Below are 25,029 nucleotides of genomic sequence, written 5' to 3'. Positions count from 1 at the left end.
CTGGATCCGGCCGGGTGGCCCTGCGGCGCGGATGCCAGCAGGGCGCGCCCCGGTTGCCAGATCAGTGGCGACGGCGCGAGACGGCGTCGATATCGCCCGGGATCAGACCCACATCCAGCAGTTCACGCTCCGACAGGCGGCTCAGCTCGTTGCGGGTGACGCGGGCGTCATTCCAAGCGATGATGGAACCGAAAAAACGAGCCAGACCTGCCTCGAAACGGGGGAGGACGACATAGGGGCGGGAGGTGTCAAAAGCTGCCATTGGGCGAAACCTTATCTGTGGCGCGCGGCCGGTTAGAGTGATCGTGTGTTTCGTTGTGATCTGCACTTAGATCCGGCGCGTTGCCTCTACAACGGGCAAAAACTGCATGGCGCGCATGCGTTTTCGGAATGCCTCAAAAGCGAGCATAGACCTCTGAAAAGCGGCGCAAATTCGACCTCTCCAGTGTCGCTTTCAGACTGCTTTTTCGTCGCAGCGGGCCGTTTTCGACACGTCGAGGTCGGGATTGCTCCGTTTCCGGCGGGATCAAGGATCTTGGCAGATGTTCGCGTTTCGTGCTAGTTGAAGAAAAACGAGCAGAAAAAGAGACAATGATGCGCGTTCTGGGGATTGATCCCGGCTTGCGAAACCTTGGATGGGGGGTGATCTCGTCCGAGGGAAGCCGATTGCGCCATATCGAGAACGGGCAGATTCGCTCGGACGGCTCGGATCTCGCGGAGCGGTTGCTCAGCCTGCATCAGCAATTGACCGAAGTGGTGGCGCGGCTTGTGCCCGATGCGGCGGCTGTGGAGCATACATTTGTGAATAAGGACGCGACCGGGACCCTGAAGCTCGGGCAGGCCCGGGGGATTGCGCTTGTGGTGCCGGCGGCGGCCGGGTTGAAGGTGGCTGAGTATGCGCCCAACCATGTGAAGAAATCCGTGGTCGGAGTGGGGCATGCGGGCAAGGAGCAGATCCAGCATATGGTGAAACTGCAATTGCCGGGCGTCACCCTTGCGGGGCCGGATGCGGCGGATGCGCTCGCGGTTGCGATCTGCCACGCCCATCACCTGCAATCCCAGCGCAGTCTGGCCCGGGTCACGGCGGTGTCGGCCTCATGATCGGGCGGCTTTCGGGGGTTCTGGTCTATCGCGCGAAGGATCACATCCTGCTGGATGTGCGCGGCGTGGGGTATGTGGTTTATTGCTCGGACCGCACGCTGGCGGGTTTGCCGGCGCCCGGGGAGGCGGTGACGCTCTTTACCGAGCTGCTGGTGCGGGAAGATCTGTTGCAGCTTTTCGGGTTTCCCACGCTTCTGGACAAGGAGTGGCATCGGTTGCTGATGTCGGTGCAGGGTATTGGGGCGAAGGCCTCCATGTCGATCCTGTCTGCTTTGGGGGCAGAGGGGGTCGGGCGGGCGATTGCGCTCGGGGATTGGTCCGCCGTGCAAAAGGCGCAAGGGGTTGGGCCCAAGATCGCGCAGCGCGTGGTGAATGAGTTGAAGGATAAGGGGCCGGATGTGATGGCCATGGGCGCGGTTCTGGAGGCCGTGGAGGCCCCGGTCGCGGTGGCCGACCCCGGGGGCATCGAGCCCCCGGCGCCGGCGCGGAAGGCTGCGCCATCCGCCGCGTCGGATCAGGCGGCAGCGCTCTCGGCCCTGGTCAATCTGGGCTACGGGCAGGGCGATGCGGCCAGTGCGGTCGCCACCGCGTCGGGCGAAGGGGCAGAGGGTGAGGCGGCGCTGATCCGCGCGGCCCTGCGCCTTCTGGCGCCGAAAGGGTAAGCGATGGCCACGGATCCAAATCTGCGCCCCGAACCCTTGCCCGATGAGCGGGATGGGGCGGATCGCGCCCTGCGCCCGCAATCGCTCGAGGCGTTTATCGGGCAGGCGGAGGCGCGCGCCAATCTGCGGGTCTTTGTCGAAAGCGCCCGGCGGCGCGGCGAGGCCATGGACCATGTGCTCTTCCACGGCCCGCCCGGCCTCGGCAAGACCACCCTGGCGCAGATCATGGCGCGCGAGTTGGGGGTGAACTTCCGCATGACTTCTGGCCCCGTTCTGGCCAAGGCGGGGGATCTCGCGGCGCTTCTGACCAATCTCGAGGCGCGGGATGTTCTCTTCATCGATGAGATCCACCGCCTCAACCCGGTGGTGGAGGAGGTGCTCTACCCGGCGATGGAGGATTTCGAACTGGATCTGGTGATCGGCGAGGGGCCTGCGGCGCGCACGGTGCGGATCGAGCTGCAGCCTTTCACGCTGGTCGGGGCGACCACGCGTCTGGGTCTTTTGACGACGCCCTTGCGGGACCGTTTCGGGATCCCGGTCCGGTTGCAGTTCTACACTGCGCCCGAGCTGGAGCAGATCGTCGCCCGGGGGGCGCGGCTGCTGGAGGTTCCCGCGGAGCCGGACGGGATCGCCGAGATTGCCCGCCGGGCGCGCGGGACGCCTCGGATCGCCGGGCGGCTCCTGCGCCGCGTGGTGGATTTCGCACTGGTCGAAGGAGACGGACGGATCACCCGAGAGGTGGCTGATGGCGCGCTTACTCGGCTGGGCGTGGATCGCGCGGGGCTCGATGGGGGCGACCGGCGCTATCTGTCCCTGGTGGCTGAGAACTATGGCGGCGGGCCGGTGGGGATCGAGACGATCTCGGCGGCGCTGTCGGAGGCGCGCGATGCGGTGGAGGAGGTGATCGAGCCTTACCTCTTGCAGCAGGGCTTCATCCAGCGCACGCCGCGCGGCCGCATGCTCGCGCGCAAGGCCTGGGACCATCTGGGCCTGCCCATGCCACGCCCGGCGGATGCGCCTGCCCAGACCGACCTCTTCCCCGATCCGGGCACCCCGGACGATCCGCCCGTTTGAGCCCGCGAGCGAAAGCAGCTATGTCCCGCGCGAGCGAGACCAGACGAGGACGACCCGGTGCACCCAGACGAGATCGAAGCGCTGTTCACCCGCAGTGACGACACCTATCTTTGCGCGCGCTGGGGACGGCCCCAGGCCCCGGTCGTCTTCGGTGTGGATGATGCGACCCTGAGCGTGGTCAAGGGCGCGTTCGAGGCTGTGGCCCAGCTTGCCGGGGTGGAGATTGCGGAGACCGATCCGGAGCTCGGCGCCAATATCATGGTCTTCTTCTTTGAGGACTGGTCCGAACTGACAGAGACGCCGAATATGGACCGGCTGGTGCCTGATCTCGGCCCGCTCGTGGCGAGGCTCGAGGCGCAGGACGCCAATCAGTACCGGTTCTTCCGCTTCGATCCCGATGGCGGCATCAAGGCGGCCTTCGTTTTTGTGCGCATGGATGCCCATCTGCGGGATGTGCCCGCCGAAACCCTGGCCCTGAGCCAGGCCGTGCAGACGATCCTGCTCTGGTCGGACACGGCGTTTCTCGGCCAATCGCCGCTCGCCAAGACCGCAGAGGGCACGACCCTCCTGAAGCCCGAGATCGCACAGGTGATCCGCGCGGCCTATGATCCGGTCCTGCCCGTGGCGGCCACCGATGCCAGCCATGCCCTGCGCCTCTCGGCGCGGATCGGGGCCCTGCAATGAGCGCGCATCGCTTCGATTTGCGGGTCTATTACGAGGACACGGATCTCGCGGGCATCGTCTATTACGCCAATTACCTGAAATTCATCGAACGCGGGCGTAGCGAGTACCTGCGTGATCTGGGCGTGGATCAGGGGGCGCTGAAGGTCGAAACCGGGATCGTCTTTGCCGTGCGCCGGGTCGAGGCGGACTACCTGATCCCCGCGAAGTTCGACGATCACCTGTCCGTGACCACGCAACTGGCCGAGGTGTCGGGCGCGCGGATCACGCTCGATCAGGCGGTTCTGCGGGGGGCGGAGACGCTCTTTTCCGCAACCGTGACAATCGTTTGCCTGTCGGAGACCGGACGCCCCGCCCGGGTGCCGGCGGAAGTGCGCGCGGCCTTCGAGGCCACGGCAAAAACACGCTAGAGCTCCTGCGACGCCTTCCAAAGACGCCGCTTTGCGCGTATCTTGGAAGGATAACACACGGCCCAAGAAGGCCGGAGAGCAGGATTGAGCAGGCCATGACACCCGAGATAGACTTCTCGTTTCTCGCGCTTTTCGCGCGCGCCACCCTGACCGTGCAGCTTGTGATGATCCTGTTGATCGGGATGTCCTTCTGGTCCTGGTCGATCATCATTCAGAAATGGATCACGTTCCGCCGTGCCCGGTCCGAGGCAGACGCGTTCGACGCGGCCTTCTGGTCTGGCGAGCCGCTCGATGACCTTTTTGATCAGATCGGGCCGGCGCCGGATGGGGCCGCGCAGAAGGTTTTTGCCTCGGGCATGACAGAATGGCGCCGCTCGCACCGCGAGACCGGCGATCTGATCCCGGGCGCGCAGCAGCGGATTGACCGGTCGATGGATGTGGCCATCGCCAAGGCGAGTGAGCGGTTGCAGAACGGGCTGAGCTTTCTGGCCACGACCGGGGCGACCGCGCCCTTTATCGGCCTCTTTGGCACGGTCTGGGGCATCAAGCACAGCTTTGAGCAGATCGCGATCCAGCAGAATACCAACCTCGCCGTGGTGGCGCCCGGTATCGCCGAGGCGCTTCTGGCGACGGGGCTGGGCCTGCTGGCGGCGATCCCGGCGGTGGTGGCCTATAACAAGCTCTCGGCGGATGCGGATCGCATCGTGGGCGGCTATGAGGCCTTTGCCGATGAGTTCGCCACGCTCCTGTCGCGGCAGTTGGACGCCTGAGCCATGAAGGCCGGGGTCTCATCCGGGGCAGGGGGCAGCGGTCGCAGGCGCGGTCGGCGCAGTGGGCGCGGCGGTGCCAAGCCCATGTCCGAGATCAATGTCACGCCCTTCGTGGATGTGATGCTGGTGCTGCTCATCATCTTCATGGTGGCGGCACCGCTTTTGACCGTGGGCGTGCCCGTGGAGCTGCCGGAAACCTCGGCCAATGCCCTGCCGGGCAGCGAGGAGGAACCCCTGACCGTTACGGTCGCCGCCGATGGTCGGGTGCTGATCCAGACCACCGAAGTGGCGCGCGACACGCTGATCCCGCGTTTGCGGGCCGTGGCGGCAGAGCGGGAGGGCGACAAGATCTTCCTGCGGGCTGATGGGGCCATAAGCTATGCGGAGGTGATGCAGGTGATGGGCGCGCTCAACGCGGCGGGCTTCAACAATATCGGCCTTGTCACCGAGACCGGAGGGCCGTCGCTGGGCGGAGCGGATGCCGGGTCCGAGGGCTAAGGGCGCGTGCTGCGTCTGCCCCATATCGACACCGGGACCGCGATCTCGGGGGCGGGTCATCTGGGCCTCTTGGCCTGGCTCGCGCTCGGGGGGCTGTTCTATTCCGCGCCGGAACTGCCGCTGCCATCGGCGACCGATGTGACCCTTCTATCCGAAGCTGAGTTCGCGGCGCTGACCAGTGCGCCGGAGGTGCCCGAGGTGGTCGAGCTGCCACAGCCCCCGGCGCCCGAGACGCCGCCCGCGCCCGCACCGGTGCAACCTGCGCCGGCCCCTGTCGTATCGGCGCCACCGCCAGAGCCCGAACCGGAGCCTGTTCCCGCGCCGCCCCCGGCCCCGGCTGCACCGGCCCCGCCGCCGCCCGCGCCCCGCGTGGCGCCCGAGCCTGTGCCGCTGCCTGCGCCGGAGGCGGAGATCGCGCCCGAGCGGAACGAGGCCGTGACCACCGAGGCCGAGGGCGAGACCGCCACAGAAGCCGAGCGTGAAACCGCGCCCGAAGCTGCGACCACCCGGATCATCACCGAGGCGACGGAAACCGACCCGGACAGTCAGGCTGCGGATCCGACGCCCGAACTGACCGCAAGCCCGCGCCCCGCCGCGCGCCCGTCGCGACCCCGACCCGCGCCGGTGGTTGCCGAGACACCGCCCGAGCCCGCCTCCGATCCGGTGGCGGATGCGGTGGCCGCCGCCGTGGCCGAGGCCGCTGAAACCGCTCCAGATCCCGCTCCCAGCACCCCGGCCCGCCCCGAGATCCCCGTGGGTCCGCCCCTGACCTCGGGCGAACGTGACGGGCTGCGGGTCGCCGTGCAGCAATGCTGGAATGTGGGCTCCCTGTCGTCGGAGGCCTTGCGCACAACCGTCGTCGTCGCCGTGGAGATGGAGCAATCGGGCCGTCCGATCATCGGCTCGATCCGGATGATCGGCTCCGAAGGCGGCTCGGAAGCCGCCGCCCGCCAGGCTTTTGAGGCCGCGCGGCGGGCAATCATCCGCTGCGGCAGCGCCGGATTTGATCTGCCGGTTGAGAAATACGGCCAGTGGCGCGATATCGAAATGACATTTAATCCCGAAAGGATGCGGATCCGATGAGACGAGCCTTTTTGAGTGCCCTGATTGCAGGTTTGGCCACCGCGGTATTGAGCGGACCCGTCCAGGCCCAGTCCAACCCCGGACCGCTGCGTATCGAGATTACCGAGGGCGTGATCGAGCCTTTGCCCGTGGCCGTGCCGCCTTTTGTGGCTGAAACCCCGCAAGCGACCGAGCTCGCCCGTCAGATCGCCGAGGTTGTGGCCGCGGATCTCGAAGGCTCGGGCCTGTTCCGGGTGATCCCCGAAAGCGCCTATATCAGCCCGATCACCAGTTTCTCCTCCCCCGTGCAATATGCCGATTGGAAGGCGATCAATGCCCAGGCGCTGGTCACCGGCTCGGTGTCCGTCGCCGGGGACGGGCGGCTCGTGGTGAAGTTCCGCCTCTTTGATGTCTTCTCCGACGCAGCCCTCGGCAAGGGGCTGCAATTCGTGGCCAGCCAGTCGAGCTGGCGCCGCATGGGCCACAAGGTGGCGGATGCGGTTTATAGCCGGATCACCGGCGAGGGCGGGTATTTCGACAGCCGCGTGGTCTTTGTCTCGGAGCAAGGCCCCAAGAACGCGCGCGAGAAGCGCCTTGCGATCATGGATTATGACGGCGCGAATGTGCAGTTCCTGACCGATAGCAGCGCGATTGTGCTCGCGCCGCGCTTCTCGCCCACGGGCGATCGGGTGCTCTACACGTCCTATGCCACGGGGCGGCCGCAGATCACGCTGCTCGATGTGGCGCAGGTGCGCAGCCAGTCCATCGGCTCGGCCACGGGCGGGCAGATGAGCTTTGCCCCGCGCTTTGCCCCTGATGGCCGTTCGGTGGTCTTTTCCCTGACCAATGGCGGCAATAGCGACATCTATCGCCGCGACCTGTCCAGCGGGTCGCAATCCCGGCTGACGGCGACCCCCGCGATCGAGACCGCGCCGAGCTTCTCCCCCGATGGCCGCCAGATCGTCTTTGAAAGCGACCGGAGCGGGTCGCAACAGCTCTATGTCATGTCCGCCAATGGCGGTGAGGCGCGGCGGATCAGCTTTGGCGCCGGGCGCTACGGCACGCCGGTCTGGTCGCCGCGCGGTGATCTGATCGCCTTCACCAAGCAGAACCAGGGCCGGTTCCATATCGGCGTCATGCGGGTCGATGGCTCCGAGGAGCGCCTGCTGACCTCCTCCTTCCTCGACGAGAGCCCGACCTGGTCGCCCAATGGCCGCGTGATCATGTTCACCCGGGAGACCTCGGGCGCGCGCGGGGCACCGGCGCTCTACTCGGTGGATATCTCGGGCCGGAACCTGCGGCGCGTGCCGACCCCCGGCGCCGCGTCGGACCCGGCCTGGTCGCCGCTCCTGCCCTGAGATCGGTCGGTGCGGGCCGCGCAGAACCATGTTAAACAGTCGTTAAGAATACAGAGCAGATGAGGAACGGGCCATGGAATTTGCAAAGACATCTTCGCGCGCGAGGCTGAGCCTGGCGCTGGTCGCGGCCCTGGCCGTGTCGGGCTGCGCCGGATCTGGCGGGCTCTTCGGCAGTGCCGGAGGGGCAGGCGGCGGCAGCGGGCCGACCACGGCGGGCGATTTCGGTGATCCGAGCTCACCGCAGTATTTCCAGCAGGCCATCGGTGACCGGGTGCTTTTCGCAGTGGATCAGAGCACGCTCTCGCCCGAGGCACAGCAGCTCGTCTCGCAGCAGGCTGCCTGGCTCATGAGCAACGGCGCCTACACGGCGGTGATCGAGGGGCACGCGGATGAGCAGGGCACGCGGGAATACAACCTCGCCCTCGGGGCGCGCCGCGCCAGTGCCGTGCGGGATTTCATGGTCGCCCAAGGGGTGGCCGACAGCCGTCTGAGCACCGTGACGTTCGGCAAGGAACGCCCGATCGAGATCTGCTCGAATGAGAGCTGCTACGCCCAGAACCGCCGCGCCGTGACGGTCCTGTCGGCGGGGCCGACCTCCTGATCGCGGGGCCTGCCATGACACGATCTGTCCTAGTTCTCGCGGCCATGGGCCTCTTCGCGCTGGCGAGCCCGCTGACCGCGCAGGACCGCGCTCAGACCCTCGCCGATATCCGGCAGGAGCTCTCTATGCTCTATGTGGAGCTGCAAAACCTCAAGCGGGAGCAGTCGACAACGGGCGCGCCGCAGGTCTCTCTGCCCGCCAGCGCGCTGGATCGCCTCAACACGCTTGAGAGCGAGTTGGCGCGGCTGACGGCGAAGACCGAAGAACTCGAATTTCGCATCGACAGCATCGTCAAGGATGGCACGAACCGGATCGGGGATCTGGAATTCCGTCTGGTGGAGCTGGAGGGGGGCGATCTCTCGACCCTGGGCGAGACCTCGACCCTTGGCGGGACGGCGGCGCAGCCCAAGACGCCCGTCGCGCCAGTGGTCCCGCCGGCGGAGGGTGCGCCCGAGTTGGCCGTCGCCGAGCAAGAGGATTTCGACGCCGCCAAGGCCCTGCTTGAAGGGGGGCAGTCCAGCGCGGCCGCGGAGGCTTTCGCGGCCTATGCGACCACCTATCCCGGTAGCCCGCTGGTCCAGGAAGCGCATTATCTGCGTGGCGAAGCGCGGGCTTCGGACGGGTCCTGGACCCAGGCCGCGCGGGCCTATCTGGATGCCTTTTCCGGTGCGCCCGATGGCTCGTTGGCGCCGCTCGCGCTTTACCGTTTGGGCATCAGCCTGGCGGAGCTCGGGCAGCGTGACGAGGCCTGCCTGACCCTGCGCGAGGTGAGCCTGCGCTATCCCGGCGGCACGGCGGCGGTGGATGCCAATACCGCGCGCGGGGAACTGACCTGCCCGTGACCGCGCCCGCCGCTCTGACCCGCGCCTTTGCGGATCAGATGGCGCAACTGGTCCCGGAGGCCCGGCGGATCGGGATCGCGGTTTCCGGTGGCGGGGATTCCATGGCGCTGTTGCATCTGGCCAGTGGCTGGGGCGCGGCGCGAGGCGTGTCGATCCATGCGGCCACGGTGGACCACGGTCTGCGCGCCGAGGCAGCGGCGGAACAGGCCCATGTCGCGGCCAGCTGCGCCGCGCTTGATCTTCCCCACCGGCCGCTGCGTTGGACGGGTTGGGACGGGCAGGGCAATCTGCAGGCATCCGCCCGGGAGGCTCGGATTGCCTTGCTCGCCGATTGGGCGCGCGCCGAGGCGCTTGATGCGGTCTGCCTCGGGCATACTCAGGATGATCAGGCGGAAACGCTCCTTCTGCGGTTGATGCGCGGCTCGGGGGTGGACGGGCTCGCGGCCATGTCCGCCCGGCGACAGCGGGCAGGGGTGCTCTGGCTGCGCCCCCTGCTGGATCAACAGCGCGAGACCTTGCGGGACTACTTGCGGGCCGAGCGGGTCGCGTGGTGCGAGGACCCCAGCAACACCGACGAGCGCTTTGATCGGGTCCGGGTGCGCCGCGCGATTGACATGCTCGATCTGGACACGGCGCGTCTTGCGCAGACCGCCGATGCCATGCGCCGCGCGCAGGACGCTCTCGGTCAGCGCGCCGCAGAGGTGGTGACGGCAGGCCATGTCCGGTTCGACTGGGGCGAGGTGCTGATGGACCACGCGCGGCTCGCAGCGCTGGACGCGGAAACGCGCTTGCGCCTTCTGGCCGAGGCCGTGCGCTGGGTCTCCGGCACCGCGTACCGCCCGCGGCTTTCCTCGCTCGAAACCACCTGGGCGCGGCTCGCGGAGGGGCCCGCGACCTTGCAGGGCTGCCTGTTTACGCCCGAACGCGCGGATCTGCGGATCAGTCGCGAAGTGTCCGCGGTCGCCGATCTTCGCGGGCCGATCGCAGAGCCTTGGGATGGGCGCTGGCAATTCGCATGGCCCGAGAACAGCGCGCCGAGACCCGCCGCAGAGGTCCGCTCGCTGGGCGCAGAGGGTTTGAAACAGGTGGGACGTCCGCCTGACGGACCGCCCTTTGCGTCCCTCTGCGCAACGCCTGCGATCTGGCAGGACGACCGGGTTTTGGCCGTTCCGCGCCTGAAATGGGGGCTGTCAACGCGAATTGACACTCAACCTGACCCGTCTTCATTCATCTCAAGCCTGATTCCACATTGAACTGCGCCGTTCCGTAGCTATTTTAAGGTCAAGTCCGCAGAGCGTGTCCGAACGCGCCTGCCACCTTGAGGAGAAATGTCCGTGGGCAATTTGCGAAATGTCGCGTTCTGGGTTGTGCTGTTCCTGCTCATCCTGGCCCTTTTCAACCTGTTCAGCGGGGGGCAATCGACGGTAAACGCACGGTCGATCACCTATTCCGACTTTGTCGAGCGCGTGGAGCAGGGCGATGTTGCCAGCGTGGTCCTTGACGGCGAGCAGGTGATGATCCGCACCGGCGACGGCCAGCAATATACCACCGTCAAGCCCGAGGGCGTGGATGTCACGCAGCTGCTGCTGGACGAGAATGTGCAGATTGAGGCCCGCGCTCAGGAACAGAGCGGGATCCTGTCCTATATCGGCACTCTCCTGCCCTTCCTGATCCTGATCGGCATCTGGATCTTCTTCATGAACCGCATGCAGGGCGGCGGACGCGGCGGGGCCATGGGCTTCGGCAAGTCCAAGGCGAAACTGCTGACCGAGAAGCATGGCCGCGTGACCTTTGACGACGTGGCGGGTATCGATGAGGCGAAGGAAGAACTCGAGGAAATCGTCGAGTTCCTCCGCAACCCGCAAAAATTCTCGCGCCTCGGCGGCAAGATCCCCAAAGGTGCGCTGCTCGTTGGCCCTCCGGGCACCGGTAAAACCCTGCTGGCGCGCGCGATTGCGGGCGAGGCGGGCGTGCCCTTCTTCACTATTTCGGGTTCCGATTTCGTCGAGATGTTCGTGGGGGTCGGTGCAAGCCGTGTCCGCGACATGTTCGAGCAGGCCAAGAAAAACGCGCCCTGTATCGTCTTCATCGACGAGATCGACGCCGTGGGCCGGTCCCGTGGTGTCGGCTATGGCGGCGGCAATGATGAGCGCGAGCAGACGCTGAACCAGCTCCTGGTGGAGATGGACGGGTTTGAAGCCAATGAAGGCATCATCATCGTGGCGGCCACGAACCGCCCCGACGTGCTCGACCCCGCGCTGCTGCGCCCGGGCCGCTTCGACCGTCAGGTTCAGGTGCCGAACCCGGACATCAAGGGCCGCGAGCGCATTCTGGGCGTCCATGCCCGCAAGGTGCCTCTGGGTCCCGATGTGGATCTGCGCATCATCGCGCGGGGCACGCCCGGTTTCTCTGGCGCGGATCTGGCGAACCTCGTGAACGAGAGCGCGCTGATGGCCGCCCGCGTCGGACGCCGTTTCGTGACCATGGAAGATTTCGAGAGCGCCAAGGACAAGGTCATGATGGGGGCCGAGCGCCGCTCCATGGTGATGTCCGAGGAAGAGAAGATGCTCACGGCCTATCACGAGGCGGGCCACGCCATCGTGGGCCTGAACGTGCCGCAGCATGATCCGATCCACAAGGCGACGATCATCCCGCGGGGCCGCGCCCTCGGTCTGGTGATGTCCCTGCCGGAGCGGGATCAGCTCAGCGTGACGCGCACCAAATACACCTCGAAGATCGCCATGGCGATGGGCGGCAAGGTGGCTGAGGAGCTGAAGTTCGGGCCGGAGAATGTGACCTCTGGCGCAACCTCGGACATCCAGCAGGTCTCCAAGATCGCACGTGCGATGGTGACGCAGTTCGGCTTCTCCGAAGAGCTGGGGCATGTGGATTACGCCAATGAGCAGCAATCCTATCTCGGCAGCTATGGCGGTGGCACCAACCACAGCCAGGAGACCCAGAAGATCATCGACCAGAAGGTCAAGGAGATCATCGACGAGGGGTATGAGACCGCCAAGCGGATCCTGACCGAGCAAAATGAGGGTTGGGAGCGTCTGGCCCAGGGCCTGCTTGAATACGAGACCCTGACCGGGGCCGAGATTCAGAAGGTGATCAATGGCGAGCCGCTCAATCGGGGCGACGATGAGGACGACACACCGACCTCGGGCACACCGTCCCTGACGGCGATCCCGAAGGCCAAGTCGCGCTCCAAGCCGCGGGATGGCGGGATGGAGCCGGAGCCCACCGCCTAGGCGGACCGGCTGAGGCAACCGGCCCTCCCTGTATTAATTCAGTGACACAGCGCCGCCCCTCGGGGCGGCGTTTGACATTTGGGTTGCGGGTCCGGGGGCGCCTCCGCTACTCAACGTGCCTCACGAGACCCTTTGGAGGCAGCGATGGCACATTTCGACGACAGCCCGTCGGCGGCAAAGCGGGTGCTTTGGCCGTTTTATCTGGCTCTGGCGATCTTTGTGGCGTTGGTGGTGCAGGCCACGCTGCAGGGCCATGGGCTCGACTACTACAAGACCGAAGCCGGTCCGTTCGAGATCGGGGCTTTCGTGGCCATGGGCTGCGCGCTGATCGGGTTTATCGCCCTGGCGCCTCGGGTCGTCTTCGGGCCCGGTTGGCATGTGGCGGTGTTGATGGCGCTTCTGATGATGCGGGAGCTCGATTTCGACAAGCGTTTCACCGAGAAGGGCGTGCTGCAGCTGCGGCTCTATTCCGGGGACTACCCGTTTCTGCACAAGGTGGTCGGGATCTGCGTGCTGGTCCTGATCCTCGTGACCCTTTACCGCTTCGTCCGCCACGGGGCGGGGCCCTTCCTGCGCGGTTTGCGCGGTGGCGTGGCCTGGGCCTGGTGGCTGGCGGGGTCGATGGTGCTCGTGGTCATTGCCAAGAGCCTCGATGGTCTGGCCCGCAAGCTGGAGCCCTTTGGCATTGCCGTCTCCCCCGAAACCGATTGGTGGGCGAGCTTCATCGAAGAGGGGCTCGAATGGATCTTCCCGATGATGGTCATCATGGCGGTCTGCAGCTGGGCGCAGCAGCATCACGCGCGGCCATAGGCCCTAGCCCATGGGGGCTTTCGGCACGGGCACCATCGTGCCCTGCAAGAGCGCGACGCAGGTCCCATCCTCCCGCGTGACTTCGGCCGTGACCACGACCAAACGCTTGCCCGGCTTGACCACGCGCCCGGTGGCGATCAGTGCCGAACCACTGCCTGGGGCGAGCAGGTTGATCTTGATCTCGGCGGTCACAACTTCGGACTCTTTGGGCATCAGGGTGAGCGCGGCATAGCCGGCGGCGGAATCCCCGATGGCGAAGGTGAGACCGGCATGGGCGACCCCGTGCTGCTGACCTGTCTCCGGCGTCACAGGTGCTCGGATCACGACCTTGCCGGGCGCGACCGAGACGAGCTCCGCCCCAAGGGTCGCCATCATCCCTTGCCGCGCGAAACTGCGTGCGATCTTGTCGTCAATATCCGCCATAAGCCCCCCGATGCCTGTCCCGCCGCAGTCTGCGGTGGATGGCGGGCCGGGTAAACCGGTTTAGGCGCGGGGCATGGGCACCATGCAGGGCTGCGGCCCCGTGAGGATCGCGCGCGCATCCGCGGCCATCAGGCTGGTCAGGGGGGCGGAATGGCAATGCAGCCCCCCGGTATAGGCGCCATAGGCGGGCAGGATCAGGCGCGTGGCATCCAGCAGGAAACAGGCGCGGGAGATCCTCTGCCCGCTGCGCAGGTTCAGGCGGCATTTCGGGTGATAATGGCCAGACACCTCTCCCGGCGTGGTCGCTCCGTCTTCGGCAATATGCCGAAACCGCAGGGGTCCGCAGCGCCATTCGATCTCATGGGCGCCCGCCAGCCCGAGGGGGCCGGGATCGTGATTGCCCTCGACCCAGACCCAGTGCCGCCCGGATTGCGCCGCCTCGATCCGGGTGCGGATCGCCGCGGGCAGGGCCAGGCTGGCCGCCAGATCGTCGAAACTGTCGCCGAGGCAGACCACTTGCGCCGGATCCGTGGCCGCCAGATCCGCCTCCAGCCGGGACAGGGTCTCGGCGCTCTCATAGGGTGGTAAAAGCGCGCCGTGGCGCCGGGCGATGCGTTCGGATTTGCCCAGATGCAGGTCGGACACCACGAGCAACCGCTCCGCCGCCCACCAGAGCGCGCCGCTCGGCAAAGCGGACAGGTCGGCCCCGGCAAAGGTGAAATCCTGCGTGTTCATGCTTTGGTCCAACACCATTTCCCAGCGCGGCGCAAGCAGGATTTCAGTCGAGCCCGGCTTCGGTCATCAAGGCCGCTGCCGCCTCGGCGACCATCCGGTCCTCGGCGGCCCCGGCAATGGGCACGCGGCCCCGTTCCAGCATCATTGGCGCGGCGAGGGGGCTGAGCCGGTCGAGCCGGTAATGGTCGATGCGCCCCGTGGTGCGCGCCAGAAGCTCTTCGATCCGTGAGAAATCCACGAGGCCGCGGCGCGCCTCTTCGCGGGTGATCTGCATGAGGACATGGTCGGGATCGTATTTCAGCAGCGTGTCATAGAGGATGTCGGATGAGAAGGTGGCCTGCCGCCCGGCCTTGCGCCGCCCGGGCGTGTTGCGCTCGATCAGCCCGGCAATGATCGCCGAGGCGCGAAAGGTCCGTTTCATCACCGCGTTGCCCGAGAGCCAGTGGTCAAACCCGTCGCGCAGCCCGTCCGGTCGGACAAGGGCGGCGGGGTCGGTCACCTCTTCCAGCCCCCAGAGCATCGTGGCGTAGTCCGTGGCGACAAAGCCAACCGGGTCGAGCCCGGCGGCCTCCATCCGTTGGCTCAGCAACAGGCCCAGCGTCTGCTGTGCATTGCGCCCGGCAAAACCGTAGCAGACGAGGTAGTTGCGGTCTTCGAAGGGGAAGGTTTCGATCAGCATCCGCTCGGCCTCGGGCAGTTTCGAGACCCGCCGTTGGAGGTGGAGCCAGTCGCGGGTCGCCTCCGGCAGCTCGGGCCAGTCCGGCTGGCGGAACATCTCGAGGATCGTCTGGCTGAGTTGGGTGGAGGTGGCAAATTTCGTCCCCATGAAGGTGGCGATCTTGGGCTGCTTGTCCGCGCGGCGGGTCACTTCGACGGTCAGCTCGTTCAACCCCTCGTAGCGGACGATCTGGCCCCCGATCAGAAAGGTGTCGCCGGGGGTGAGGGTGGCCGCAAACCCCTCCTCAATTTCGCCCAGCGGGGTGCCGCCGCGCCGGTTCTTCAGCCGGACCTTGAGGGTTTCGGTGTCGATGATCGTGCCGATATTCATGCGGATGGCCCGCCCGCTGCGCGGATCGCGGAGCTGCCACCGGCCATCCGGGCGCTGAAGCAGGCGCTGCCAGCGGTCATAGGCGCGCAGGGCATAGCCACCGGTCGCACAGAAACTCAGACAATCGTCGAACCCCGCGCGGTCGAGGGTTTGATAGGCCCCGGCACTGGTGATTTCGCGATAGAGATCCTCGGCGTCGAAAGGGCCGGAGGCCGCCACGTTCAGGATATGCTGGCAGAGCACATCGCGGGGCCCCTCGGCGCGGGTCTCGCCATCAAGCTGACCCGCCGCCATGGTCTTGAGCGCAGCGTGGCATTCCACGACCTCGAAGCGGTTGGCGGGTACAAGCAGCGCTTTCGAAGGCGCGTTGTAGCGGTGGTTCGCGCGGCCGATCCGTTGCACCAGACGTTTGACGTTCTTTGGCGCGCCGACCTGAATCACCAGATCCACATCGCCCCAGTCGATGCCGAGATCGAGCGAGCCAGTGCAGACGATGGCGCGCAACGCGCCCTCGGCCATGGCGGTCTCGACCTTTTGGCGCTGCTCCCGCGAGAGGGAGCCGTGATGGATCCCGATCGGCAGCGCCTCTTCATTGGCGAGCCAGAGCGCGTGAAAAAACAGCTCCGCCTGGGCGCGGGTGTTGTGAAAGATGAGCGTGGTCTTATGGGCGCGCACCGCGTTCAGGATCGCCGGGATCGCATAGCGCCCACCGCCGCCCGTCCAGGGGGGCGGCGCGTCGGTTTCGAGCATGGTTATATCCGGGGCCGGGCCGGGATCCGCATGGAGAATGGCGCAAGGGTCGGGATGGCGCGCGAGAAAGCGGGCGATGGCCTCGGGGTCCTCTACCGTCGCCGATAGCCCGACCCGCCGCAGCTCGGGGACGAGGGTTTGCAACCGCGCGAGGCAGAGCATGAGCTGATCCCCGCGTTTGGATTCCGCGAGCGCGTGGATCTCATCGACGATGACCCGCTGCACCCCGGCAAAGGTGCGCGCCGCATCTTCGTAGCTGAGCATCAGGGCGAGGCTTTCGGGCGTCGTCAGCAAGATATGAGGCGGGTCGGCGCGCTGGCGTTTGCGCTGGCTCTGGGAGGTGTCGCCCGTGCGATCTTCGATCCGGATGGCGAGCCCGGCCTCCTCAACCGGGCGGCGCAGGTTGCGTTTGATATCTGCGGCCAGCGCCTTGAGGGGCGAGATGTAGAGCGTGTGCAACCCGTCGGCTGGTTCGGGGCCCAGTTCGGCCAGGGTCGGCAAGAAGCCCGCAAGGGTTTTGCCGCCACCGGTTGGCGCGATCAGGAGCAGCGCCGGATCGGCGGCCCGGGCGAGCATGTCGCGTTGATGGGGGTGGAGCGCCCATCCCTGGTCGGAGATCCAGCGGGTCAGGCTCGGGGGCAGGTCGGGCGTCATGCCCTTCAGATAGAGCAGCCCGGGCTAGGGGCCAAGGTGCCGCGCTCAATGGGCGATCTCGCCCTCATCCACATAGAGGTTCGACCAGGCTCGGTCGATCAGTTCGGGCGACATATGGTTTGGTACGCCTTCATAGCGGCAAACAGCAATCATTTGATCCAGAAGGAAATTCGCGTGGAAGTTGGCGTAGACATGGTCCACTTCGGGGTATTTCCGGGTCATCAGATGGACGAGGCTCGCCTCATCCAACGGCACCTTTTTGGCCTTTGCCACCAGCCCGAAGATCTTGAGGAATTCCTCTTTGGTGGGGCCGTCGATCTTCAGCTTGAAGAAGACCCTTCGCAGAGCCGCGTTGTCGAAGATCTCGTTCGGGTGGAAATTGGTGGAAAAGACCACGAGCGTGTCGAAAGGCACGATGAATTTCTCGCCCGATTGCAGCGCGAGGATGTCATAGCCCGCCTCCATCGGGACAATCCAGCGGTTGATTAGCGCCTGAGGTGGTTCGGCCTGTCGCCCCAGATCGTCGACGATGAAGATCCCGCCGGTCGCCTTCATCTGCAGGGGCGCCGTGTAAGTCCGCGCTACGGGGTTGTAGTTGAGATCGAGCATGGCCAGCTCCAGCTCCCCGCCGGTGATCACCGCCGGGCGCTTGCAGCAGACATAGCGCTGGTCATGGCCGATGCTGCGGCGCAGGCTGGAGGTCTGCTGTGTCGGCGGGGCGACAGGCGTATGCACCACCGGGTCAAAGACCGTGATGATCTGGCCGCCATAGCAGATCGCGCGCGGCACATAGACATGGTCGCCCATGGCGTCGCGAATGCCGTTGGAGATCGAGGACTTCCCGTTGCCCGGCGGACCATAGAGCAGCACCGACCGACCGGAGGTCACCGCAGGACCAAGCTGCTGCAGCAGACCCTTGGGCAGGACCAGATGGCCCATGGATTGGGCCAGTTTTTCCGGGGTGAGCACCACGTTCTTGATCGATTGGCGCTCAGCCTGTTCGGCAAAATGCTCCATCGGGACGGGAATGGCACCGTAATACTCGGATTGCGTGAGGGCATCGAGCGCGCGGGCCTTTCCCTGATCGGACAGGGCAAAGCGCATCTCTTCCGCGCCTTCGGAGGTCAGGGAGCCAAGCGCCTCGACCATCTTCAACTGTCTTGCCGTGTCAATCAGGTCCTGCACAAGAGGGACGGGGATCGACATGGCCTCGGACATCTCGGTCGCGCGCGTCAGGGACCGCCGAAACATGGTCTTCAGCAACAGATCCTGCAGCATCGTGGCAGGTAGACCGAGATCGGCCACGCTGCGTGGATTGGCAGGGGCAATGGACAGCGTGCTATGTTGTGTCATCCCGGAACTCCCGCGCCCAGTCTAGGCGCGAGGCTCCTAACGGAGTGTTACCGCAGGCAGGATCAGAGGCAGCGCGAGGTACAACAGCAGGGTGCCGCTGAGCGCGAGGCCCATGGGAAAATCGCGGTCTCGCGTCCAGCTTTCCCAATCGGGCGTGAGCCCGCGTAGGGCAGGCACACGGCGCGCCGCGCGATGGGTTGCAAAGGCGGCAAGTAGAACCGCTGCAAACAGGACCAACACGAGCGTTGCGTGATGCAGGGCCACGTACGGGGCCATGGCGGCGGCGAATTTAGCGTCTCCGGCGCCCACGAGGCGCAGTGCGGAGACCACAAAGCCGATGCCAAGGATCACGAGGACATGGATCCAGCGCCAACCATATTCCGTCAAGGGCAGCACGAAGGGCCCGACCAGGGCGAAGACCGCAAGAAGCGCCAGCACCGTCCAGTTGGGGATGCGCATGAATTTCATGTCGCTCCAAGCGACATAAACGCAGATCGGCGACACAAGCAGCAGAAAGAAGATGGTGCCGGTCGCCGGGTCTGTCATCTGGTCCTCAGGCTTCGCTGTCCAGCGTCCTCAGCGCGCGTACGGCGGCCTCAAAATGCTGGGGATGGGTGTCGATCGCTTCGCGCAGCAAGCCGCGCCCGGTCGCAATATCTCCCTGTTTGATCGCCGATAGGGCAAGAGTGTGCAACAATTGCGCCCGTTCGACCTGGGTCACGGGTACGGGGGGCAGGGCGTAGTTCCGCTGGGCGCCCCGGGCCAGAACCAGGTTGTTCTTGGCAATGAAGAGGTCCGGATCATAGCCGATCGCCTCGTTAAAGAGCTTTTCGGCGCCGCGGAAATCGCCCCGGGTGAGCTTGGAATAGCCCCAATTGTTGAGCACGCCCGACGGGCGTGTGGTGAGCCCAACGGCAATCTCATAGAAACTGTCGGCGGCGCGCCAGTCCTTTTCGCTATCGGCAACCATGGCCTCCAGACGGTAGCGTTTGAAGGTCTCGAAGGTCGGCGGTACGCTGTCGAGCTGTTGCTGCGCGCGCTCCCACTCGCCGGCACGGATCAGGGCGTCGGCAAAGTCCACGCGGTCCTCATCCGTGACCTCATCGCTTTCGACGACCTTTTGCCAGGCGGAAACCGCCGAGCTGGCATTGCCGCTGCGCACCATGGACTTCGCCAAACCGCGTTGCAAATCAACGCGTTCTGGCATCTCCTTCGAGGCGCGCTGGAAGTAGGCCACGGCCTCTTCGGGGTCAGCCGAGTTCAGCATCAGCGTATTGAGATTGCTTTCATCGATGACGTTAACCGCATCCAACTCGCGGGTGACATCGATTTCCTCCGAGGGCGTGCAGGCTCCAAGAACCAGCAACGCCAGGGCCGTTGGGGCCCAAGCCTGCGCGTAACGCATGGGTCGCGTCCTTTTTTCTGCTCGATGCGGCGCGATCCCGATCAGGTCAGGGCGAAATCAGCAGGTAGCTGCCATTGCCTTGCCAAACCAGGTCGAACTCGTTGTTTTCGCTAGGCCCAACGTAGCTCACCTGGTCGCGTTTTGCGATAGCGAGGCGGAGGTTGTTGCGAATGTCGTCCGAATTGCCACTGTCGAGGGCAAAGGCCTGCTGAAAGACGCGGGAGGCTTCGCCATATTCGCCGCGTTCCATGAGCACCGCACCGAGGTTGTTCCAGGCAGGAACGAAATCAGGGTCTTCTTCCACCGCCTGCCGCAATAGGGTTTCGGACTGTTCAAGCCGCCCGAGTTTCAGGTTGGCGGAACCGATCCCGCTGAGCACATCTGCGGTCATGCCCTGTTCCGCGCCTGCGCGGAAAAAGGCCCGGAGCGCGAGATCGTACTCCCCGGCCTCCATCAGCCGGTTGCCGACGATGAGGCCATCCACCGCCTCTTCGTCTAGAGCGAGTGCGCTGGGGGGGAAGGGGTTGTCCCCGAGATCCTCGAGCGTTGGGGTGTCTGGCGTGCATCCGATCACAAGGCTTGTTGCGATCCCGGCAAAGGCGAGGCGGGCTGCAGCGCTACGGGCCACCGCGTTGGGACAAGCTTTCATAGATGCTCCACATGGACGGCCCGATCAGGATGATCAGGAGTGGTGGAACGGTAAACATCATTGTTCCCAGTGTCAGCTTTGTCGGCAGAACATTGGCCTTTTCTTCGGCGCGCATGACCCGTTTGTCACGCATCTCGCTGGCATAGACGCGCAAGGCGTCGGCGATGGATGTGCCGAAGGATTGCGACTGGATCAGAACTGTGACGAAGGAGGTGACATCCCCGACGCCGCAGCGTTCGGACATGTCTTTCAGCACGGTGATCTTGTCCTTGCCGGCCTTGATCTCGAACGCGACCATTTCAAACTCATCCGCAAGGGCGGGGAAGCCTGCGCGGATCTCATGAGCGACGCGGATGATGGCTTGGTCCAGGCCTTGGCCCGCCTCTACACAGACCAACATCAGGTCGAGACTGTCCGGGAATCCGTTGGTGATTTCTTCCTGGCGTTTCTCGATCCGCTTATCGACCCAATATTTTGGCAGGTAGTAGCCGCACAGTCCGGGGACGAGCGTGGTCAGGGCGGCCTTGGTGACGTCCGGCTCTTCGCCGCCGCCGAAGAGAAAGGTGTAGAAGACCCCGACAAAGAGAAGGCCCAAGCCGAGGGCGAATTGGGCGAAGTGGAAGATCTTGACCGAAGACTTCTGACGGTAACCAGCCTGGATCAGTTTCAGGCGGATCGCGGACAGCTCCGCATTATCCTGCGGTTCGAGATATTGCGAAAAGCGCTCGAGCTTCTTGCCGGGATCATCCTGGCGCAGGGCTGTCGCGCGCCCGTCCTCGCCATCTGCGGATTTCCGACCGAGCCGCTCTTCCTTCAGCTTGAGAAGCGGATCCTGCTCCTTCCGCAAAAGGACCGGCAGTGTGACGAGAACAAGTATCGCCCCGAGAAAGCCCACAGCGAGTACGGGGCCGAGGGGGCCTAGGTACTGAACCAGAATTCCGTTGACGCTCTCCAGCATGACCGACCCCTAGACTTTGATGTTCACCATCATCTTCATGAAGATGATGTTGATGGTCAGGAACACGGCCACGATCACGCAGGCCGGTATGAAGGCGGGGGTGTCTTTTACATCGGCGTAGTAGTCCGGCTCCATCAGGTTGATCCCGACAAGCGCAAGGAACGGAAAGCCTGAGAGGAACATCCCAGACCATTTCGCCTCGGCTGTGATTGCCTTCACCCGGCGGAAGAGTTTGAAACGAGCGCGGATCACCTTGGCGAGACCATCGAGGATCTCCGCCAGATTGCCGCCGGATTGCGACTGGATCGAGACGGCGACCGCAAGGAACCGCAGATCCTGCATATCCATGCGCTCCGCCAGTTCTTTCAGTGCTTCGGTCACATCGCGCCCATAGGCAGCCTCATCCGCGATCATTCCGAACTCGGTCCCAAGCGGGTCGGCGACCTCCTTGGCGACGATATTGATGGCGGAGGAAAAAGGGTGGCCGACGCGCAGGGAGCGGACCATGAGCTCCACCGCGTCGGGCAACTGCTCCTCGATCATGGCGAGACGTTGCTTGGCCTTCTTGTTCACCCACATGTAGACCGCGCCGACCCCGATCGCGACCGCCGCCACGCAGCGCACGGGCATGGAGGCCTGGGTGCCGATTGAAAGGCCGACAAAAGAGACGACGGTCAGCACGCCCATGATCATGATCAGTGCGGCGGGTGAGAAGGCGACATTCCCCTTCTTGGCCTTGTCCGCGAGCATGGCGTAGAGGGGCAGGATCGATGTGGTCTTGTGTTGGGACATCTCCTTGCGGAGTTGTTCGAGCACCGCGTCGCGCGTGGCGCCCTTGTCCAGCATGTCGAGGCGGCGATTGACCTTGCTGTTCAGGCTGATCGATTTGCCGAAGGCAACCAGATAGATTCCCTCGACCAGAAACAAGACGCCGACGAAAATACCAATGTAAATAAGGGGTTCTATGCTCAGCTGCATGGTCAGCCCTTCGTGGGTTCATAGATGGAAGCCGGGATGTCATAGCCCCATTGCTTGAAGCGGTCGGAGTAGTGGGAGCGCACACCGGTCGCGGTGAAATGCCCTTTGATCTTGCCATCGGGCAAGAGGCCCGTGCGCTGGTAGCGGAACACTTCCTGCATGGAGATGATGTCGCCTTCCATCCCGGTGATCTCGGTGATCGACACCATGCGGCGGGAGCCATCCTGCAAACGCGAGGCCTGGACGATCAGGTTGACCGCCGACGAGATCTGGGCGCGAAGCGCGCGGATGGGCATCTCGATCCCGGCCATGGCGACCATGTTCTCTAGACGGCTCACCCCGTCGCGGGCGGAGTTGGCGTGGATCGTGGTCATCGACCCGTCATGGCCCGTATTCATGGCCTGCAGCATATCGATCACCTCCTCACCACGGGTTTCCCCGACGATGATGCGGTCCGGGCGCATTCGCAGGGCGTTGCGCAGGCAGTCCCGCTGGGTCACCGCGCCCTTACCCTCGACATTGGCGGGGCGGCTTTCCATGCGGCCCACATGAACCTGCTGGAGTTGCAGTTCCGCCGTATCCTCGATGGTGAGAATGCGTTCGGAATTGTCGATGAAGGAGCTGAGCGCATTGAGCGTCGTGGTCTTGCCAGACCCGGTCCCGCCGGAGACGATCACGTTCAAGCGGCAGGCCACAGCGGCTTGCAGGTATACGGCCATTTCTTCGGAAAATGCGCCGAAATTGACGAGGTCATCAATGCCGAGCTTGTCTTTTTTGAACTTCCGGATGGAGACGAGGCTGCCGTCACAGGCGATGGGCCCGACCATCGCATTGAAACGAGAGCCATCGGCGAGACGCGCGTCCACATAGGGGTTCTGTTCGTCCACGCGGCGGCCAACTGCCGAGACGATCTTGTCGATGATCCGCAGGAGATGCTTTTCATCCCGGAACTTCACATCCGAAAGCTCCAGCTTGCCCGCGCGCTCCACAAAGACCCTCTGCGGGCCGTTCACGAGAATGTCGTTCACGTCATCATCCTTGAGCAAGGGCTCAAGGGGACCGAGACCGCGGACCTCATCATAAAGTTCCTCGTAGAGCGCGCGCCGCTCATCCTTGTTGAGCGCGACGCTCATACTGGCGAGGGACTCGTTTGCGATCTGCGTGATCTCGGCGCGAAGCTCTTTCTCGCTGGCGCTCTCAAGCGCGGCGAGGTTCAGCTCCTCAAGCAGTTGCTTGTGGAGCGAGACCTTGAGTTCATTGAGTTTTTGCTCGCGCCGCGCTTCTTTCTCTGAAACTTCCGTTGGCGCGGTTTTGACAGGTTGTTGGGCCGCTTTCGGTGCGGCGGGTTTTGGCGCGGTTTTGACGGCCGTGGCGGCGGCCGCCTGCGCCGCAGCGGGGACCGGAGGGCGGGCGCCGGGTTTGGTCGGGGCGTCTTTGCGATATTTTGCGAACATGATTGCGCCCTTTCTCGACCCTAGCCGCCTGCGACGGCCGAGCCCGCGCTGATCTCGTGCAGGGACTTGGCAAGCTTGGCGATCTCTTTGCGCAGTGGGTTCTTGGAGGACCGCAGAGCCAGCGGGGACCCATGATCATTGGACTCTGCGACGGCCTTGCCCCCATCGGGCAGCTTTTCCCCAAAGGATATATCGAGGCTTTCAGCCATGCGCTTGACCCGCGACTTGCCCGACAGATCGGTCATTTTCGGGGCTCGGTTCAGCACAAAGCGCAGTTTCTCCACTGGCAGATCTTCGAAGCGAAGGGTCCGGACAAAACGCAGGGCGTTCTGGGCCGAGCGAAGATCCAGTTCGATCACCGGGAAGAACACATCCGACATGCGCAGGGCCGTTTCCGTCCAGTTCACAAGCGCGCTGGGCATGTCGATGACGAGATAGTCAAACATGCCTGCGGCGGTGTTGATCAGCTTCTCCATTTCCTCGGGCGGCAGCAGGTCGAGCGGCAGGATCTCCGTCGGGGAGGTGAAGACGCTCAGCTTGCCATCCACCGTCTGCAGAGCTTGCCGGAAGACATCCTCATCCAGGGTCTCGATATCCGACATCAGCTCGAAAATCAGATCCTTGCGCGGCAGGTCGAGATAGGTCGCCACGGAGCCGAATTGCTGGTCCATGTCCAGAAGGCCCACGCGCGGGGTCTCCCCCTTCAGGGTGGCAAGCTCCCAGGCGAGGTTCACCGCGAGGTTCGTGGCGCCGACACCGCCCGCAAGCCCCTGAATTGCAAAGATTGTGCAGCCCGTTGTGGTTCGCGACGGCAGGCTGGCCTCGGTCGCTGCATTTTGCGTGGTATCCACGGCATTTGCAGCGGCGAGCGGCGGGCGATCGGCCTTGGAAAGACGCTCAACCGCTTCCGACAGACCCGCCTCGGGCATGGGGTAGGGGAGAAACTCCCGCGCCCCGGCCTGGAGCACCTGGTGCAGGATCAGAGGGTCAAGCTCATCCGCGATCAGCAGCACCGCGATGGAGAGATCCGTCGCCTTGTGGACGATCGAGAGGATCGTCTCGATATCCGGCTCATCCTCGATATCCAGCGCAAGCGCGATGACCTTGAGCAGGGCGGCGTCCGGCTGATCGAGAAAGGACAGGGTGTCAGAGATCCGCAGATCGCCCCAGCCATCCTTGAACTCGGCTTCCATCTCATCAATCAGGATTTCGAAATTCTGAACGTCGCGCGATACCGTACAGGCGAGAATGGGCGCCCCTTGCATCGGATCGCCCGCTCCACCCTCTGGATTGCTCCCATTCAGCTGCGCTGCCGCTGTCATTCCTGCCACCTCGGTCGGGTCCGTTCCATCGACCGACCTCTACAGTTCGTCACAGCGAGTATCGTTATCGAAGGTAAACAGGGCAGTAATGGCGCCGCGCCAGACGCGATTTGGGCCAGAGAAGAACAGACAATTCTACGAAAAAACCCCGCACATAGCGTGCGGGGCAAGATTGTGATG

Annotated in this window: 26 protein-coding genes; 14 read left to right on the top strand and 12 right to left on the bottom strand. The window is 64.7% G+C overall.

The features are described 5' to 3' along the window. Nucleotides 1-61: 61 nt before the first annotated feature. The gene (locus ACP153_RS01285; RefSeq protein WP_424969155.1) at nt 62-262 is read right to left on the bottom strand and encodes a DUF1127 domain-containing protein; all 201 of its coding nucleotides are present in this window, start codon (nt 260-262) and stop codon (nt 62-64) included. Nucleotides 263-594: 332 nt separating this feature from the next. On the opposite strand from ACP153_RS01285, the gene ruvC reads away from it, so the two are divergent. The 14 genes from ruvC to ACP153_RS01215 all read left to right on the top strand — a co-directional run bounded on the left by ruvC (nt 595) and on the right by ACP153_RS01215 (nt 13,120). Continuing rightward, nucleotides 595-1,101 (top strand): crossover junction endodeoxyribonuclease RuvC, encoded by a 507-nt coding sequence (gene ruvC, locus ACP153_RS01280; protein ID WP_424969994.1) that lies wholly within the window; start codon nt 595-597, stop codon nt 1,099-1,101. Continuing rightward, nucleotides 1,098-1,763 carry a Holliday junction branch migration protein RuvA gene (ruvA, locus tag ACP153_RS01275; protein ID WP_424969154.1) on the top strand — a complete coding sequence of 222 codons (666 nt, stop codon included), beginning with the start codon at nt 1,098-1,100 and terminating at the stop codon, nt 1,761-1,763. The genes ruvC and ruvA overlap by 4 nt, the downstream gene beginning before the upstream one ends. A gap of 3 nt (nt 1,764-1,766) precedes the next feature. Then, on the top strand, nt 1,767-2,837 hold the full coding sequence (gene ruvB, locus ACP153_RS01270; protein ID WP_424969153.1) for a Holliday junction branch migration DNA helicase RuvB: 1,071 nt from the start codon (nt 1,767-1,769) through the stop codon (nt 2,835-2,837). A 57-nt stretch (nt 2,838-2,894) separates the two neighbouring features. After that, nucleotides 2,895-3,521, top strand: a complete 627-nt coding sequence (locus ACP153_RS01265; protein WP_424969152.1) for a hypothetical protein — start codon at nt 2,895-2,897, stop codon at nt 3,519-3,521. Continuing rightward, on the top strand, nt 3,518-3,928 hold the full coding sequence (gene ybgC, locus ACP153_RS01260) for a tol-pal system-associated acyl-CoA thioesterase (protein ID WP_424969150.1): 411 nt from the start codon (nt 3,518-3,520) through the stop codon (nt 3,926-3,928). Before ACP153_RS01265 ends, ybgC begins: the two co-directional genes overlap by 4 nt. A 95-nt stretch (nt 3,929-4,023) precedes the next feature. Then, nucleotides 4,024-4,698 (top strand): protein TolQ, encoded by a 675-nt coding sequence (tolQ, locus tag ACP153_RS01255; protein WP_424969149.1) that lies wholly within the window; start codon nt 4,024-4,026, stop codon nt 4,696-4,698. Nucleotides 4,699-4,701: 3 nt separating this feature from the next. Further along, on the top strand, nt 4,702-5,196 hold the full coding sequence (gene tolR / locus ACP153_RS01250) for a protein TolR (RefSeq protein WP_424969148.1): 495 nt from the start codon (nt 4,702-4,704) through the stop codon (nt 5,194-5,196). Between the two features lie 6 nt (nt 5,197-5,202). Then, nucleotides 5,203-6,279: a hypothetical protein gene (locus tag ACP153_RS01245; RefSeq protein WP_424969147.1), complete on the top strand. Its 1,077-nt coding sequence runs from the start codon at nt 5,203-5,205 to the stop codon at nt 6,277-6,279. Beyond that, complete coding sequence (gene tolB / locus ACP153_RS01240; RefSeq protein ID WP_424969146.1) at nt 6,276-7,616, top strand: Tol-Pal system beta propeller repeat protein TolB; 1,341 nt, start codon at nt 6,276-6,278, stop codon at nt 7,614-7,616. The genes ACP153_RS01245 and tolB overlap by 4 nt, the downstream gene beginning before the upstream one ends. A gap of 73 nt (nt 7,617-7,689) precedes the next feature. Continuing rightward, nucleotides 7,690-8,217, top strand: coding sequence for a peptidoglycan-associated lipoprotein Pal (gene pal / locus ACP153_RS01235; protein ID WP_424969145.1), 528 nt, complete (start codon nt 7,690-7,692; stop codon nt 8,215-8,217). A gap of 14 nt (nt 8,218-8,231) precedes the next feature. Further along, complete coding sequence (gene ybgF / locus ACP153_RS01230) at nt 8,232-9,059, top strand: tol-pal system protein YbgF (RefSeq protein ID WP_424969144.1); 828 nt, start codon at nt 8,232-8,234, stop codon at nt 9,057-9,059. Beyond that, nucleotides 9,056-10,312: a tRNA lysidine(34) synthetase TilS gene (tilS, locus tag ACP153_RS01225; protein WP_424969143.1), complete on the top strand. Its 1,257-nt coding sequence runs from the start codon at nt 9,056-9,058 to the stop codon at nt 10,310-10,312. Before ybgF ends, tilS begins: the two co-directional genes overlap by 4 nt. A gap of 81 nt (nt 10,313-10,393) precedes the next feature. Then, nucleotides 10,394-12,310, top strand: a complete 1,917-nt coding sequence (gene ftsH, locus ACP153_RS01220) for an ATP-dependent zinc metalloprotease FtsH (protein WP_424969142.1) — start codon at nt 10,394-10,396, stop codon at nt 12,308-12,310. Nucleotides 12,311-12,454: 144 nt separating this feature from the next. After that, nucleotides 12,455-13,120, top strand: a complete 666-nt coding sequence (locus ACP153_RS01215) for a hypothetical protein (RefSeq protein WP_424969141.1) — start codon at nt 12,455-12,457, stop codon at nt 13,118-13,120. A gap of 3 nt (nt 13,121-13,123) precedes the next feature. Here ACP153_RS01215 and ACP153_RS01210 read toward each other — a convergent pair whose 3' ends face one another. The 11 genes from ACP153_RS01210 to ACP153_RS01160 are packed head-to-tail and all read right to left on the bottom strand — an operon-like array spanning nt 13,124 to nt 24,792. Continuing rightward, nucleotides 13,124-13,543 (bottom strand): PaaI family thioesterase, encoded by a 420-nt coding sequence (locus ACP153_RS01210; RefSeq protein WP_424969140.1) that lies wholly within the window; start codon nt 13,541-13,543, stop codon nt 13,124-13,126. Between the two features lie 60 nt (nt 13,544-13,603). Next, nucleotides 13,604-14,278 (bottom strand): ligase-associated DNA damage response endonuclease PdeM, encoded by a 675-nt coding sequence (gene pdeM / locus ACP153_RS01205; RefSeq protein WP_424969139.1) that lies wholly within the window; start codon nt 14,276-14,278, stop codon nt 13,604-13,606. Between the two features lie 43 nt (nt 14,279-14,321). Further along, nucleotides 14,322-16,730 carry a ligase-associated DNA damage response DEXH box helicase gene (locus ACP153_RS01200; RefSeq protein WP_424969138.1) on the bottom strand — a complete coding sequence of 803 codons (2,409 nt, stop codon included), beginning with the start codon at nt 16,728-16,730 and terminating at the stop codon, nt 14,322-14,324. A 45-nt stretch (nt 16,731-16,775) separates the two neighbouring features. Beyond that, nucleotides 16,776-18,083 carry an ATPase gene (locus tag ACP153_RS01195; RefSeq protein WP_424969137.1) on the bottom strand — a complete coding sequence of 436 codons (1,308 nt, stop codon included), beginning with the start codon at nt 18,081-18,083 and terminating at the stop codon, nt 16,776-16,778. 36 nt (nt 18,084-18,119) lie between these two features. After that, nucleotides 18,120-18,629, bottom strand: a complete 510-nt coding sequence (locus tag ACP153_RS01190; RefSeq protein ID WP_424969136.1) for an A24 family peptidase — start codon at nt 18,627-18,629, stop codon at nt 18,120-18,122. A gap of 7 nt (nt 18,630-18,636) precedes the next feature. Beyond that, a complete protein-coding gene (locus tag ACP153_RS01185; protein WP_424969135.1) occupies nt 18,637-19,488 on the bottom strand; it encodes a tetratricopeptide repeat protein in 852 nt (283 codons plus the stop codon). Between the two features lie 46 nt (nt 19,489-19,534). Then, entirely contained in the window at nt 19,535-20,062 is a 528-nt protein-coding gene (locus ACP153_RS01180; protein WP_424969134.1) for a tetratricopeptide repeat protein, read from the bottom strand. 43 nt (nt 20,063-20,105) lie between these two features. After that, entirely contained in the window at nt 20,106-21,095 is a 990-nt protein-coding gene (locus tag ACP153_RS01175; RefSeq protein ID WP_424969133.1) for a type II secretion system F family protein, read from the bottom strand. A 9-nt stretch (nt 21,096-21,104) separates the two neighbouring features. Continuing rightward, nucleotides 21,105-22,073, bottom strand: a complete 969-nt coding sequence (locus ACP153_RS01170) for a type II secretion system F family protein (protein WP_424969132.1) — start codon at nt 22,071-22,073, stop codon at nt 21,105-21,107. Nucleotides 22,074-22,075: 2 nt separating this feature from the next. Then, nucleotides 22,076-23,527, bottom strand: coding sequence for a CpaF family protein (locus ACP153_RS01165; protein WP_424969131.1), 1,452 nt, complete (start codon nt 23,525-23,527; stop codon nt 22,076-22,078). Nucleotides 23,528-23,547: 20 nt separating this feature from the next. Beyond that, entirely contained in the window at nt 23,548-24,792 is a 1,245-nt protein-coding gene (locus ACP153_RS01160; RefSeq protein ID WP_424969993.1) for an AAA family ATPase, read from the bottom strand. Nucleotides 24,793-25,029 lie beyond the last annotated feature (237 nt).

Source organism: Dinoroseobacter sp. S76 (genome assembly GCF_049801095.1).
Classification (GTDB): Bacteria; Pseudomonadota; Alphaproteobacteria; order Rhodobacterales; family Rhodobacteraceae; genus Dinoroseobacter.
The sequence above is the reverse complement of the archived record's forward strand: the minus strand, read 5'-3'. Positions and strand labels throughout refer to the sequence as shown.

Coding starts and splice junctions, on each gene's coding strand:
- ACP153_RS01285 (WP_424969155.1), bottom strand. CDS start 262: ATGGCAGCTTTTGACACCTCCCGCCCCTATGTCGTCCTCCCCCGTTTC.
- ruvC (WP_424969994.1), top strand. CDS start 595: ATGCGCGTTCTGGGGATTGATCCCGGCTTGCGAAACCTTGGATGGGGG.
- ruvA (WP_424969154.1), top strand. CDS start 1,098: ATGATCGGGCGGCTTTCGGGGGTTCTGGTCTATCGCGCGAAGGATCAC.
- ruvB (WP_424969153.1), top strand. CDS start 1,767: ATGGCCACGGATCCAAATCTGCGCCCCGAACCCTTGCCCGATGAGCGG.
- ybgC (WP_424969150.1), top strand. CDS start 3,518: ATGAGCGCGCATCGCTTCGATTTGCGGGTCTATTACGAGGACACGGAT.
- tolQ (WP_424969149.1), top strand. CDS start 4,024: ATGACACCCGAGATAGACTTCTCGTTTCTCGCGCTTTTCGCGCGCGCC.
- tolR (WP_424969148.1), top strand. CDS start 4,702: ATGAAGGCCGGGGTCTCATCCGGGGCAGGGGGCAGCGGTCGCAGGCGC.
- tolB (WP_424969146.1), top strand. CDS start 6,276: ATGAGACGAGCCTTTTTGAGTGCCCTGATTGCAGGTTTGGCCACCGCG.
- pal (WP_424969145.1), top strand. CDS start 7,690: ATGGAATTTGCAAAGACATCTTCGCGCGCGAGGCTGAGCCTGGCGCTG.
- ybgF (WP_424969144.1), top strand. CDS start 8,232: ATGACACGATCTGTCCTAGTTCTCGCGGCCATGGGCCTCTTCGCGCTG.
- ACP153_RS01215 (WP_424969141.1), top strand. CDS start 12,455: ATGGCACATTTCGACGACAGCCCGTCGGCGGCAAAGCGGGTGCTTTGG.
- ACP153_RS01210 (WP_424969140.1), bottom strand. CDS start 13,543: ATGGCGGATATTGACGACAAGATCGCACGCAGTTTCGCGCGGCAAGGG.
- pdeM (WP_424969139.1), bottom strand. CDS start 14,278: ATGAACACGCAGGATTTCACCTTTGCCGGGGCCGACCTGTCCGCTTTG.
- ACP153_RS01200 (WP_424969138.1), bottom strand. CDS start 16,730: ATGACGCCCGACCTGCCCCCGAGCCTGACCCGCTGGATCTCCGACCAG.
- ACP153_RS01195 (WP_424969137.1), bottom strand. CDS start 18,083: ATGACACAACATAGCACGCTGTCCATTGCCCCTGCCAATCCACGCAGC.
- ACP153_RS01190 (WP_424969136.1), bottom strand. CDS start 18,629: ATGACAGACCCGGCGACCGGCACCATCTTCTTTCTGCTGCTTGTGTCG.
- ACP153_RS01185 (WP_424969135.1), bottom strand. CDS start 19,488: ATGCGTTACGCGCAGGCTTGGGCCCCAACGGCCCTGGCGTTGCTGGTT.
- ACP153_RS01175 (WP_424969133.1), bottom strand. CDS start 21,095: ATGCTGGAGAGCGTCAACGGAATTCTGGTTCAGTACCTAGGCCCCCTC.
- ACP153_RS01170 (WP_424969132.1), bottom strand. CDS start 22,073: ATGCAGCTGAGCATAGAACCCCTTATTTACATTGGTATTTTCGTCGGC.
- ACP153_RS01165 (WP_424969131.1), bottom strand. CDS start 23,527: ATGTTCGCAAAATATCGCAAAGACGCCCCGACCAAACCCGGCGCCCGC.
- ACP153_RS01160 (WP_424969993.1), bottom strand. CDS start 24,792: ATGCAAGGGGCGCCCATTCTCGCCTGTACGGTATCGCGCGACGTTCAG.